Annotated in this window: 8 protein-coding genes and 1 pseudogene; 7 read left to right on the top strand and 2 right to left on the bottom strand. The window is 62.4% G+C overall.

Annotated features, from left to right (window positions below):
* Positions 1 to 139 precede the first annotated feature (139 nt).
* A pseudogene (locus tag E8E75_RS17155) lies at positions 140 to 592 on the bottom strand (transposase).
* Between the two features lie 140 nt (positions 593 to 732).
* Positions 733 to 2,316, bottom strand: a complete 1,584-nt coding sequence (locus E8E75_RS17150) for a peptide chain release factor 3 (protein WP_120652941.1) — start codon at positions 2,314 to 2,316, stop codon at positions 733 to 735.
* Between the two features lie 439 nt (positions 2,317 to 2,755).
* Between E8E75_RS17150 and E8E75_RS17145 the strand changes: the two genes are divergently transcribed.
* The 7 genes from E8E75_RS17145 (at position 2,756) to E8E75_RS17115 (ending at position 13,098) form a co-directional block, all read left to right on the top strand.
* A complete protein-coding gene (locus tag E8E75_RS17145) occupies positions 2,756 to 3,919 on the top strand; it encodes a type III PLP-dependent enzyme (RefSeq protein WP_120652940.1) in 1,164 nt (387 codons plus the stop codon).
* 169 nt (positions 3,920 to 4,088) lie between these two features.
* Complete coding sequence (locus E8E75_RS17140) at positions 4,089 to 5,177, top strand: alpha-hydroxy acid oxidase (protein WP_153922214.1); 1,089 nt, start codon at positions 4,089 to 4,091, stop codon at positions 5,175 to 5,177.
* 333 nt (positions 5,178 to 5,510) lie between these two features.
* Positions 5,511 to 7,718, top strand: coding sequence for a TonB-dependent siderophore receptor (locus E8E75_RS17135; RefSeq protein WP_153922217.1), 2,208 nt, complete (start codon positions 5,511 to 5,513; stop codon positions 7,716 to 7,718).
* Between the two features lie 183 nt (positions 7,719 to 7,901).
* Positions 7,902 to 10,460, top strand: a complete 2,559-nt coding sequence (locus tag E8E75_RS17130; RefSeq protein ID WP_153922424.1) for a sulfite reductase flavoprotein subunit alpha — start codon at positions 7,902 to 7,904, stop codon at positions 10,458 to 10,460.
* 297 nt (positions 10,461 to 10,757) lie between these two features.
* Positions 10,758 to 11,504 (top strand): 5-oxoprolinase subunit PxpA, encoded by a 747-nt coding sequence (locus tag E8E75_RS17125; RefSeq protein WP_153922220.1) that lies wholly within the window; start codon positions 10,758 to 10,760, stop codon positions 11,502 to 11,504.
* Complete coding sequence (locus E8E75_RS17120; RefSeq protein WP_120652935.1) at positions 11,501 to 12,181, top strand: allophanate hydrolase subunit 1; 681 nt, start codon at positions 11,501 to 11,503, stop codon at positions 12,179 to 12,181. The genes E8E75_RS17125 and E8E75_RS17120 overlap by 4 nt, the downstream gene beginning before the upstream one ends.
* Positions 12,178 to 13,098: a biotin-dependent carboxyltransferase family protein gene (locus E8E75_RS17115; protein ID WP_120652934.1), complete on the top strand. Its 921-nt coding sequence runs from the start codon at positions 12,178 to 12,180 to the stop codon at positions 13,096 to 13,098. Before E8E75_RS17120 ends, E8E75_RS17115 begins: the two co-directional genes overlap by 4 nt.
* Positions 13,099 to 13,113 lie beyond the last annotated feature (15 nt).

Raw genomic sequence — 13,113 nt, 5'->3', positions numbered from 1 at the left:
TTGTAGGAGCCAGCTTGCTGGCGAATGGCGTAGGTGAGGTTCGCGAGCAAGCTCGCTCCTACAGGGGCATGCGGGGCTCGGTTGTAGGAGCCAGCTTGCTGGCGAATGGCGTAGGTGAGGTTCGCGAGCAAGCTCGCTCCTACAACCAGATTGCGTCCCAGAACGGATAGTCCGCCAACTTCTCCACCAGACCAGCACGCAAGGGATTGGCAACGACGTAGCGGGCCACGGTCCGCACGTCTTCCTCTCTGCGAAGGGCATGGTCATGAAAACCCTTCTGCCACACACGCCCGCTACTTTTCTTCATTGAATTCAAGGCAATCGCCGAGCGGGACTTCAGTCGCCTGACGTGCTGTTCCAGGGTTCCGGACTGCAGCTGGACGAGCCAATGTAGATGGTCAGGCATCAATACCCAGGCGAGGGTTTCCAGCGAGTGTCCATTCCGCATGGCATAAATCTCCCGGGCGACCAGGCAGCCGGAACTCTAATGTGCGAACACGGGCGTTCGCTCATGAGTGACGGTTGTCAGCAGGTAGATTCGGCCGGGCTCGGAGAAGCGGCCTTTGCGCAGGTTCCTTCCTTGATAGCGCATCCATTGCGCTCCCTACGAAGAAAACACGGAGGTTTGCTCAGGGCTTCAAGAGGGGCAAGGGAGCCCGATGTAGGAGCCAGCTTGCTGGCGAAAGGGATGTTCCGATTCGCCAACAAGCTGGCTCCCACAGGTTTACGTCTTCAGTGGTGCTCGCGGGTGGCGCGGAATTTCACGTCCGGCCAGCGCTCTTCCATCAGGCTGAGGTTCACGCGGGTCGGGGCCAGGTAAGTGAGGTGGCCGCCGCCGTCCACGGCAAGGTTTTCGAAGGCCTTGTCCTGGAACTCCTTGAGCTTCTTCTCGTCCTTGCATTCGATCCAGCGTGCCGACCAGACGTTGATCGCCTCGTAGGCACACTCGACCTTGTATTCCTCCTTCAGGCGACTGGCGACCACATCGAACTGCAGCACGCCCACGGCGCCGAGGATGATGTCGTTGTTGCGCTCGGGGAAGAACACCTGGGTGGCACCTTCCTCAGCCAGCTCCTGCAGGCCCTGGCGAAGCTGCTTGGACTTCAGCGGGTCTTTCAGGCGTACGCGGCGGAAGAGTTCCGGGGCGAAGTGCGGGATGCCGGTGAAACCGAGCGCTTCGCCTTCGGTGAAGGTGTCGCCGATCTGGATGGTGCCGTGGTTGTGCAGGCCGATGATGTCGCCGGCAAAAGCCTCCTCCAGTTGCTCGCGCTCGCTGGAGAAGAAGGTCAGGGCGTCGCCGATCTTCACGTCTTTGCCCAGGCGCACGTGGCGCATCTTCATGCCCTTCTCGTACTTGCCCGAGCAGATGCGCATGAAGGCGATACGGTCGCGGTGTTTCGGGTCCATGTTTGCCTGGATCTTGAACACGAAACCGGAGAATTTCTCTTCGGTGGGTTCGACGCTGCGCTCATGGGTGGCACGGGACAGCGGTTTCGGCGCCCAGTCGACGATGCAGTCGAGCACCTGATCGACGCCGAAGTTGCCCAGGGCGGTACCGAAGAACACTGGGGTCATATGACCCTGGAGGAAAGCTTCCTTGTCGAACTCGTGGCAGGCGCCCTGCACCAGTTCCAGCTCCTCGACGAAATTGTCGTAGAGGTCGCCCAGATGGGCGCGGGCCTCGTCGGAGTCGAGCTTGTCGATCACCTTGATCTCGGTGCGCTCGTGGCCATGGCCCGGGGTGTAGACGATGACCTTGTCCTGGGCCAGGTGGTACACGCCCTTGAAGTCCTTGTAGCAACCGATCGGCCAGGTGATCGGCGCGGCCTTGATCTTCAGCACCGCTTCGATCTCGTCCAGCAGCTCGATAGGGTCGCGGATGTCACGGTCCAGCTTGTTGATGAAGCTGACGATGGGCGTGTCGCGCAGGCGGCAGACTTCCATCAGGGCGATGGTGCGCGGCTCAACGCCCTTACCGCCGTCGAGGACCATCAGTGCCGAGTCCACCGCGGTCAGGGTGCGGTAGGTGTCTTCGGAGAAGTCTTCGTGGCCGGGGGTGTCGAGCAGGTTGATCATGTGCTCGCGGTAAGGGAACTGCATCACCGAGGTGGTGATGGAGATGCCGCGCTGCTTTTCCATCTCCATCCAGTCGGAGGTGGCGTGCCGGTCGGATTTACGCGACTTCACGGTACCGGCTACGGCGATGGCCTTGCCCATCAGCAGCAGCTTTTCGGTAATGGTGGTCTTACCGGCGTCGGGGTGGGAGATGATCGCGAACGTGCGGCGTTTCGCGACTTCTGCGGCCTGGATGGTCATTGAGATGGAATCCGTCGACGAGTAGTCGGTCTGTCAAAAAAGGCGGCGATTATACCGGTATTCACGGTCTTCGCGGCGCCCATCGGGCGAGAGGAAAATGCGGGTCTGTGCAGCATTCCATGACGTTTTGTTGAGGATTCGAAACAGTCAACTGGTGATGCGACAAAGGGATGCAAGAAAGCGGCAATTTTTGATTGATCTGCGCTTCCTGTGGTCCTAAAGTTCGCGCCCGAACGTCCATGCTGGCAACGATCCATCCGGCTCAAGTACTGACGACGAGAGGTTTGATGTCGGAAACGACTGAAGATCCTCGGCGACATGCCTTGGGAAGTAGGCGAACCAAAGTGGGGAAACTGATCAGACGTTCAGGCCTGTTGTCCAACGCAACACTGGCCACCCCTAACAACTTTCGTTTGTTTTGCCATATGGAGTCCCTCGCATGTCGATCAAGGTCGAAGACTATTTCTCGCCCGAAACTTTCCAGCGCATGAAGGCATTCGCCGACAAGCAAGAAACCCCGTTCGTGGTGATCGACAAGCAGACCATTTCTGATTCCTACGATCAGTTGGTCAGCTGCTTCCCCTTCGCCAAGGTCTACTACGCGGTGAAGGCCAACCCGGCCACCGAGATTACCGAACTGCTGCGCGACAAGGGTTCCAACTTCGACATCGCCTCCATCTATGAGCTGGACAAGGTGATGAAGACCGGCGTTGGCCCGGAACGCATCAGCTACGGCAACACCATCAAGAAAGCCCGCGACATCCGTTACTTCTATGAGAAGGGTGTGCGCCTGTTTGCCACCGACTCCGAAGCTGACCTGCGCAACATCGCCAAGGCCGCTCCGGGCGCCAAGGTCTATGTCCGTATCCTCACCGAGGGCTCCACCTCGGCCGACTGGCCGCTGTCGCGCAAATTCGGTTGCAACCCGGACATGGCCCTCGACCTGCTGATCCTCGCCAAGCAACTGGGCCTGGTGCCTTACGGCGTGTCCTTCCACGTTGGCTCGCAGCAGCGCGATATCGACGTCTGGGACGCCGCCATCGCCAAGGTCAAGGTGATCTTCGAGCGCCTGAAGGAAGAAGACGGCATCACCCTGCAGATGATCAACATGGGTGGTGGCTTCCCGGCCAACTACATCCAGCGCACCAACAGCCTGGAAACCTACGCCGAGGAAATCATCCGCTTCCTCAAGGAAGACTTCGGCGACGAACTGCCGGAAATCATCCTGGAGCCGGGCCGTTCCCTGATCGCCAACGCCGGCATCCTGGTCAGCGAAGTCGTGCTGGTGGCGCGCAAGTCGCGTACCGCGGTCGAGCGCTGGATCTACACCGACGTGGGCAAGTTCTCCGGCCTGATCGAAACCATGGACGAAGCCATCAAGTTCCCGATCTGGGTCGAGAAGAAAGGCGAGATGGAAGAAGTGGTGATCGCCGGCCCAACCTGCGACAGCGCGGACATCATGTACGAGAACTACAAGTACGGCCTGCCGCTGAACCTGGCCGCCGAAGACCGCCTCTACTGGCTGTCCACCGGTGCCTACACCACCAGTTACAGCGCGGTGGAATTCAACGGCTTCCCGCCGCTGAAGGCCTTCTACCTGTAAGCCATCGAGCGCTTCATACAAGGCCCGCCTTCATGGCGGGCCTTGTCGTTTCTGCGCCCTGGCCGTATGGCTCCGTTCCTCGGGGTAACCCATGGCAGTAAGATAGGCGCCACTTTCAATTGCAAACGAGTATCAGTCGGCTCGTTCCGAGCCTGGAGTGCCTGCCGCCATGACTGCCCAGATTCCCGCCGATATTGCTGCTGTCTCCGACTACGAGGCGTTCGCCCGCGAGCGCATGACGCCTTCGGCCTGGGCCTACCTCAGTGGTGGTGCGGCGGATGAGCTTACCCTGGCCGACAACCAGGCCGCCTTTCAGCGTGTGCGTTTGCTCAATCGCGTGCTGGGCGATCTTCGCGGCGGGCATACAAGACTCCAGCTCTGTGGTCTCGACCTCGACTATCCGATCCTGCTCGCCCCGGTGGCCTACCAGAAGCTGGCTCACGCCGATGGTGAACTGGCCAGTGCGCTCGGCGCCTCGGCCATGGGCGCGGCGCTGGTGGTCAGTACCCAGGCCAGTGTCAGCCTGGAAGACATCGCCCGGGCGGCGCAAACACCGCTCTGGTTCCAGCTCTATATCCAGCCGGACCGCGAGTTCACCCGTGAGCTGGTGTGGCGAGCTGAAACTGTTGGTTATAGAGCCCTGGTGGTGACAGTGGACGCACCGGTGAACGGCATGCGCAACCGCGAGCAGCGAGCCGCGTTCGCGCTTCCCGATGGTGTCGAGGCGGTCAACCTGAGGGGGATGCGCAGTCTGCCACCAAGCGTCGCCCAGCCGGGGTCCAGCCCATTGTTCGGCACCCCGCTGCTGGCCAGCGCGCCGACCTGGAAGGACCTTGAGTGGCTGCAATCGATTACTCGGCTCCCGGTGCTGGTCAAGGGCGTGATGAACCCTCTGGATGCCGTGCGAGCAGTGGAGCATGGCGTGGCCGGCGTGGTGGTATCCAACCACGGCGGTCGCACCCTGGATGGCCTGCCCGCGACCCTCGACGTGCTACCGGCCATCGCGCAGGCGGTGCAGGGAAGGGTGCCGTTGCTGCTGGATGGTGGCGTACGCCGCGGTACGGATGTGTTCAAGGCGCTTGCCCTGGGGGCCACTGCAGTGATGATCGGGCGACCCTACGTTCACGGGCTGGCTACGGCGGGTGCCGCCGGTGTCGCCCATGTGCTTCATCTGCTGCGCACCGAGCTGGAGGTAGCCATGGCACTTACCGGCTGCTCCACGCTGACTGATATCAACGCCTCACTCGTTTGGCGCTGAATCGTCCCTGCGGTACACGACAGCCCTGAAACAGACCGTGATCTTGGCTGATACCGATCAAGGCGTTGGTCGGTTCATGTATCAAGGCTGAAAAGTGACTGATCAGTCGAAATTGCTTTGGCGCAGATTATCGATTCTGATGGATCGAGTTTTTTAGCATTTATTGCTTTCTATAGCGCCATGATTGAGGTTTTTTGCGGTAGATAAGCTTGCTTCGTGATCCCGTTCCAGGTCTCGAGAAATGTAAAGAGTATGTAAAGTCAGCACAAAAAACTTTACTGATAAACGTTCGCAAATAGAATCGCGCCTCAAATTCACTGGGGAGTGATTCTTATGATCAAAAAGAATAACCTGCCGCAACGTGCTCTTCTTGCTTCCGCGATCGGTATCGCCACTGCCTCGACCGCCGGCCTGGCTCTGGCTGCGGAGCAAAACAAGGCCCTCGAACTTGGCACCGTTAACGTCGACGGTAAGGCGGCCAAGAAAACCTACAAGGTCGAGCAATCCTCCTCTGCGAAGTACACCGCCCCTCTGCTGGATACTCCGCAGACCATCACGGTCGTGCCCAAGGAAGTGATCCAGGAGCAGCAGGCTCTTAGCCTGCGCCAGGTGCTGTCCAACGTATCCGGCATCACCTTCAACGCCGGTGAGGGCGGCGGTGGTTCCGGCGACAGCATCAACATTCGCGGCTTCTCCGCGAACAACAACATCCAGATCGATGGCCTGCGTGACAGCGCACAGACCAGCCGTACCGATACTTTCAACATCGAGCAGGTCGAGGTCATCAAAGGCCCGAACTCGGTGTTCGGCGGCGCTGGTACTACCGGCGGCAGCATCAACATCATCAGCAAGCAGCCGATGGACCGCGCCTTTACCACCCTGGGTGGGGGCCTCGGCACCGACAACTACCATCGCCTCACCCTGGACGCCAACCAACCTCTGGAAGGCGTGGGCAGCAACAGCGCCTTCCGCGTGAACCTGATGGCCCATGAAAACGACGTGCCCGGCCGCGACGAGATTGACCGCGAGCGTTGGGGTGTTGCCCCGTCCCTGCGTCTGGGCCTCAACGACGCTACCCGCCTGACCCTGAGTGCCTTCCATCAGACCGATGACAACCTGCCCGACTACGGCGTACCGGCCCTGAATGGCAAGAAGCTCGCTGGCGTCAGCCGCGAGGATTACTTCGGCTGGGATAACCTGGACAAGGATGAAATCGAGCAGAGTGCATTCACCGCGAACTTCGAGCACGATTTCAGCGACAGCCTGCGTCTGCAGAACCTGACCCGCTACAGCCGTATCGACCGCAACACCATCGTCTCCGCCTCCCACGTGAACCTCACCGGTGTGCCGGCGGGCCGGTATCGTCCAGCGGGCCCTCAGGCTTCCGGCCGCGACACCACGACTGAAATGTGGATCAACCAGACCAACCTGCGCGCGAGCTTCGACACCTTCGGCCTTGGCCACGAGCTGGTAACCGGAGCGGAGATCTCCCGCGAGGACTTCGATCTCAAGAGCTACAACCATGGTCTCGGCAACCCCGTCTTCCCGGCCAATGGCTACGATCTGAGCAATCCGCCCGGTCATTGGGTTGGCCCGGTCAACAAGACCACCACCGGTTTCACCGAGAACCAGTTGGACGACAAGGCGCTGTACGTCTTCGACACCATCGCCCTGAGCGAACAGTGGGACTTCAACGTCGGCCTGCGCTACGACTGGTTCAAAGGGCACAGCGACACCTTCTCGGCGACCAACGTGCAGAACGGCAGCTTTACCTCCAAGGACGAAAAGCTCAGCAGCCGTGCAGGCCTGGTCTACAAACCGGTTGAGAATGGCCGCTTCTACGTGGCCTGGGGCAACTCCTTCAACCCCACGGCCGAAGGCATCGCCTCCAACGGTGGCGGCCTGACCGCTGCAACCGAGAACCTCGATCCGGAAAAGAACGAAACCTGGGAACTGGGCACCAAATGGGAACTGCTGCGTGGCCGCCTGGAGGTCGATGGCGCACTGTTCCGCGTCGAGAAGACCAATGCGCGTGAAACCATGCTCGATGGCTCCACCCAACTGGCGGGCAAACAGCGCGTAGAGGGTGTGGAACTGGGGCTGACCGGTCACATCACCGAGCAGTGGGATGTGTTCGCCAACTACACCTTCCAGTCCAGTGAGACCCTCGAGGCCGCCGACACCGCTGCCGGTATCGCTCGAGAAGGCCAGGCTCTGGGCAACACCCCGCCGCGCTCGTTCAACCTGTGGACGACCTACGAGTTGCCGGAAGGCTGGACCCTGGGGTACGGCGCCCGCTACATCAGCGAGCGTAACGTCAGCTCAAGCACGACCGCCAAGCTTGATGCCTACTGGCTGCACAACGCTATGGTCGGCTACAAGGTCAACAAGGAGCTGGACCTGCAGCTGAACGTGAACAACCTGTTCGACAAGGACTATGTAGAGCGCGTGCGCCAGCAGAACGGCACCGACGCGCGTTCCTCTGCCATCGAATATGGCGATGCCCGAGCAGCGATCCTGACCGCTACCTACTCGTTCTGACGGACGAGTCGTGGGCCCTGCCTTGTGCAGGGCCCGTGTCGCTGTAAATAAAAGGTAAAACCTTCTTTTCCTGATTTAATGCATCCCGTTCTCAAATAAAATCGCAGCCCGGTCAGGCATGGGGCCTGCCGCGAACCAGCGATTTGACGCACCGCCAGGTGCGTATCCGAGGGATATCACGTGTTGAAGAAGACCCTGTTCCAGCTGCACTGGCTGTTCGGTATCAGTGCCGGTCTGGTCTTGGCTTTGATGGGCATCACCGGGGCTGCCTACAGCTTCCAGGAAGAAATCCTGCGTTTGCTCAATCCAGAGACCCTGACGGTCGAGGTGCGCGATGGCGGCGTGCTGCCGCCCGCCGAACTGGTGAGCAAGATCGAGGCTGCCGAAGGCAAGAAGGTGTCCGGCCTCTGGGTCGAAACCAACAACGACCATGCCGCCCGTGTATTTTTCGCGCCGCCTCCCGGGGAGCGTCGTGGCCCTTGGCGTTACTTCGATCCCTACACCGGTGAGCTGCTGGGCGAGCCCGCCGGCCAGCAGTTCTTCGGCCTGATGCTGCAACTGCACCGTTTCCTCGCCATGGGCGAGTTCGGCAAGCAGATCACCGCCGCCTGCACCCTGATCCTCATCTTCTTCTGCCTTTCCGGCCTTTACCTCCGCTGGCCGCGCAAGGCTGGCAGCTGGCGTGCCTGGCTGACCCTGGACTGGTCGCGCAAGGGGCGCAGCTTCAACTGGGACCTGCATGCCGTGGCGGGTACCTGGTGCCTGGCGTTCTATCTCCTGGCCGCCCTGACTGGCCTGTTCTGGTCCTACGAGTGGTACCGCGAAGGCCTTAATCGGCTGCTGTCCGATGCCCCCGCTGGCCAGCAAGGCAAACCAGGTGAGCGCCGCGGCGAAGGCCCAGGCCGCCAGGGGGGGCAGGCACCTTCGGGACCGCCGCTGGTGGTCGACTATGACGCCGTATGGAAGAGCATCCGCGAAACAGCTGGCCCGAGCATGAGCGTCTACAACCTGCGCCTGCCGCCGGTGGGCGGCCGGCCGGCCCAGGTGTTTTACCTGCTGGAAGATGCCGCGCACCCGCGCGCCCTCAACCAGATCGCCCTTGATCCGGTCAGCGGCAAAGTGATCCGTAGTGAGCGCTACACCGACAAGAGCTTCAAGGCACAGTTGCTGACCAGCATCTATGCGCTGCACGTGGGTGAATATTTCGGCCTGACGGGGCGCATCCTGGTGATGCTGGCGAGCCTGACCATGCCGCTATTCTTCGTCACCGGCTGGCTGCTCTATCTCGACCGTCGACGCAAGAAGCGTGCAGTCAAGGCGGCCCGTGGCGGCTTGGCCGAGAGCGGTGGCAAGGATTCCTGGCTGATCGGCTTCGCCAGCCAGAGCGGATTCGCCGAGCAATTGGCCTGGCAGAGCGCGGGGCAGCTGCAGGCTGCCGGACTGCCAGTGCGCGTCGAGCCGCTCGCCACCCTGGATGGTGCGACCCTGGCCCAAGCCAGCAATGCACTCTTCGTGGTCAGCACCTTCGGCGACGGCGAAGCGCCTGACAACGCCCGCGGCTTCGAACGCAAGGTGATCGGTCAGGCTTCCCAGCTTGCCGGCCTGCGTTTTGCCGTGCTGGCCCTGGGTGATCGCCAGTACGAACAGTTCTGCGGCTTCGGCCGTCGCCTGCAGGCCTGGCTGAAAGGGCAGGGCGCGAGTCAACTGTTCGAGCCGGTGGAAGTGGACAACGGTGATAGTGGCGCACTGCACCATTGGCAGCAGCAACTGGCCCAGGTATCGGGTGGAAGCGTGCTCTCCCCCTGGAGCGGCCCAGGCTTCGAAAGCTGGACACTGGAAAAACGTGAACACCTGAATCCGGGCAGCCAGGGTGAATCCACCTGGCTTCTACGACTGCGCGCCCCGGCGGGCAGCCAGGTGGACTGGCAGGCCGGCGACCTGGTTGAAATCCTCCCGAGTCAGGCCGAACCGGTCGTCGAGGCCTGGCTTGCCAGGCACCACCTCGACGGCGACGCGCCGGTGGAGCTGGACGGCCTGCGCCAGTCGCTGCGCCAGGCACTGGCCGGTCGCCTGTTGCCGGGCTCGTTCGAGCATCTGGTGGGCCTGCAGCCACAAGCCGTGGTGCAGGCGCTGATCGGCCTTTCCGTTCGCCAGTACTCCATCGCCTCGCTGGCCAGTGACGGTGCACTGGAGCTGATCGTACGCCAGGAGCAGCACGTTGATGGCAGCCTGGGTATCGCTTCCGGGTGGCTGACCCACTACCTGCCGCAAGGCGCCGTCATGCCGCTGCGCCTTCGCCGCAATAGCCGCTTCCATCTGATCGACGAAGACCGCCCGCTGATCTTCATCGGCAACGGCACTGGCCTCGCCGGCCTGCGCAGCCTGCTCAAGGCGGCCATCTCCGCCGGGCGCAATCGCAACTGGCTGCTGTTCGGCGAGCGCAACCAGGCTCACGACTTCTACTGTCGCGAAGAAATCGAAGGCTGGCTGGCCAAGGGTGAGCTGCAACGCCTGGACCTCGCTTTCTCCCGCGACCAGGCCGAGAAAATCTACGTACAGGATCGCCTGCGCGAAGCTGCCGGCGAGCTGCGTGCCTGGATCGACGAAGGTGCGGTGATCTACGTCTGCGGCAGCCTGCAAGGCATGGCTGAAGGCGTTGACCGCGCTCTGCGCGACATCCTCGGTGATGAGGTGCTGCAGCAATTGAATGACGAAGGCCGCTACCGACGCGACGTGTATTGACGGCGCGAAGCGCCGAACCGAGTGATCCCTGCTCCTGGGGAATGTTCGCCCCGCCTTGTGCGGGGCGTTTTTTTGCGGCGGGAGGGGGATCGTTCAAGGGCAGACCTTCGGCCTGCTTGACGACTGAATTCGCTCCTACAGGAAAAATGAAGAACAGTTCGAGGGCACGGACAGCCCCCTCTCCCGCTTGCAGGAGAGGGCGGGGGTGAGGGCAACGTCAGGCCTGCTCGGTGCCAATCCTTTTCGCGAATAAATTCGCTCCTACAAGAGCGCCGGCTTTTAGCCATAATCCGCTTCATGAACAGACGAATCCTGCTGAACTGCGACATGGGGGAAAGCTTCGGTGCCTGGCGCATGGGTGACGACGAGCTCGCCATGCCGCTGGTGGACCAGGCGAACCTGGCCTGCGGTTTCCATGCCGCCGATCCCCTGACCATGCAACGCACCGTCGAGCTGGCGCTGCGTCACAACGTGCGCATCGGCGCCCATCCGGCCTACCCGGACCTTGCCGGTTTCGGGCGGCGCCACATGGCTTGTACGCCGGAGGAAGTGCGCGCCCAGGTGCTTTACCAGATCGGTGCACTGGAAGCGTTCTGCCGAACGGTCGGTACCCAGGTGGCCTACGTGAAGCCGCACGGCGCGCTGTACAACGACCTGGTGCGTGATGACGCTCTGTTTGAAGCGGTCCTCGATGCCTGCGCCAGCTATCGCAAGGGGCTGCCGCTGATGGTGCTGGCGCTGGCCGACAACAGCCGCGAGCTGCAACTGGCCGATGCCGCCGATGTGCCGCTGATGTTCGAGGCCTTCGCCGACCGTGCCTATCTCTCCGATGGCCAACTGGCGCCCCGGCGCATGGCCGGAGCCGTGCACCACGATGCCGAACGCATCCTCGACCAGGCATTGGCCATCGCCGTTGGCGAGCCCTTCCCGGACATCGATGGCAAACCCCTGCGGCTGGTGGCGGACAGCCTCTGCGTGCATGGTGACAACCCCGAATCCCTGGCCGTGTTGCGCCGTTTGCGAGGCAAGCTGGACGCCCTATGATCCGCCTCGAGCCCGCTGGCGCTGAAGCATTGCTGTTGGTGCTGGCTGACGAACCGGATGCCTGGCTACCGCAGCGCATCGCTACGCTGGCCGGCGTCCTGCGGCGCGAGCTGGGGCACCTGCTTCTCGACCTGGTGCCTGGCTGGACCACCCTGCTGTTGCACTATGACCTGACCCGTACCGACCACCTCGCCCTGGCCGAACGTATCGAGCCGCTGCTGGAAGCCTGGCTGACCGCGCCGGCCGTGGCTGAAACCGGCCAGTTGCATGAAATCCCCATCTGGTACTGCGGTGAGGACCTGGCCTGGGTGGCCGAGTCCTGTGGCCTCTCGATCGGCGAACTGGTGGATATCCACAGCGGTGCCGAGTACCGGGTCGGTGCCATCGGTTTCTCGCCTGGCTTCGCTTACCTCGGTGGCCTCGATCCGCGTCTGGCCCTGCCGCGTCGCAGCAGCCCACGCATACGCGTACCGGCCGGCAGCCTGGCTATCGCCGAGCGGCAGACGGCGATTTATCCCCAGGCATCCCCGGGCGGTTGGCATCTACTGGGACTGTGTCCCTGGACGCTCTTCGATGCGCACCGCGAGCCGCCTTGCCCGCTTGCCCTGGGGGACCGCGTGCGATTTTTCGCCATCGACGAGGCCCGCTATCGCGCCGAAGGCGGAGGCGATTCATGAGTGGCTTGCGCGTGATCAAGCCCGGCCCCCTGAGCCTGTTGCAAGACGCCGGCCGTCATGGCTGGCAGCATCTTGGCGTTTCTCCGGCCGGTCCCATGGACCCGCTGGCAGCAGCTTGGGCCAATCGTCTGTTGGGCAACGCACGCAGTTGCGCGGTTGTGGAAATCTCCCTGGGGGGCCTGGAGCTGGAGGCAGAGGAGGCGCTCTGGGTCGCGCTGGCGGGTGCCGATATGCCGCTGAGCGTAGATGGCGAACCTCGCCTCAACTGGTCGCGCTTTCGTCTTGAACCTGGCCAGCGCCTGCAGATCGGCTTCGCCCGCAGTGGCCAGCGCAGCTACCTGGCGCTGGTAGGCGGCATTCGCGCCGAGCCGGTACTGGGCAGCGTCGCGTGCCAGATGCGAGAAGGCCTGGGCGGGTTGGATGGCGAGGGCGTTCGTCTTGCAAGGGGGGATCTGCTTGCCGGTAGCCGAGGCGAATTTCCCCGCGGCGCCAGCGTGCCCTGGCCGTGGCAGCCGGACTACATGTCAGCACAGCTGCTGCGGGTGATGATTGGCGGCGATGCTGTCAGCTTCGATGAGCAGCAGGTGCAAGCCTTCTTCGAAGGGGCCTGGCTGCTCAGCCCGCAATCCGACCGCATGGGCGCGCGCCTGGAAGGCAAGGCCATGGTCGCGCCGCAACGGCAGTGGTCCCAGGGCGTGGTCATCGGCGCTGTCCAGGTGCCGCCGGATGGCCGGCCGATCATTCTCACCGCGGACCGGCAGACCATGGGGGGATACCCGGTGCTCGGCTGGGTCCACCCCCTGGACCTCGGGCTCCTGGCCCAGTGTCCGGCCAACCAGGTGCTGCGTTTCACGGCCGTCAGCCTGGCAGATACCCAGGATGAGTTGCGGGAGTTCTATCGGTTCTTTGGACGTTAGGTCCATTGCACTGTG

The organism is Pseudomonas sp. BN606, assembly GCF_029873115.1.
In the GTDB taxonomy this organism is placed as follows: Bacteria; Pseudomonadota; Gammaproteobacteria; order Pseudomonadales; family Pseudomonadaceae; genus Metapseudomonas.
The sequence above is the reverse complement of the archived record's forward strand: the minus strand, read 5'-3'. Positions and strand labels throughout refer to the sequence as shown.

Excerpts from the sequence above, each read along its gene's own strand:
- E8E75_RS17150 (WP_120652941.1), bottom strand. The coding sequence starts at position 2,316 with ATGACCATCCAGGCCGCAGAAGTCGCGAAACGCCGCACGTTCGCGATC.
- E8E75_RS17145 (WP_120652940.1), top strand. The coding sequence starts at position 2,756 with ATGTCGATCAAGGTCGAAGACTATTTCTCGCCCGAAACTTTCCAGCGC.
- E8E75_RS17140 (WP_153922214.1), top strand. The coding sequence starts at position 4,089 with ATGACTGCCCAGATTCCCGCCGATATTGCTGCTGTCTCCGACTACGAG.
- E8E75_RS17135 (WP_153922217.1), top strand. The coding sequence starts at position 5,511 with ATGATCAAAAAGAATAACCTGCCGCAACGTGCTCTTCTTGCTTCCGCG.
- E8E75_RS17125 (WP_153922220.1), top strand. The coding sequence starts at position 10,758 with ATGAACAGACGAATCCTGCTGAACTGCGACATGGGGGAAAGCTTCGGT.
- E8E75_RS17120 (WP_120652935.1), top strand. The coding sequence starts at position 11,501 with ATGATCCGCCTCGAGCCCGCTGGCGCTGAAGCATTGCTGTTGGTGCTG.
- E8E75_RS17115 (WP_120652934.1), top strand. The coding sequence starts at position 12,178 with ATGAGTGGCTTGCGCGTGATCAAGCCCGGCCCCCTGAGCCTGTTGCAA.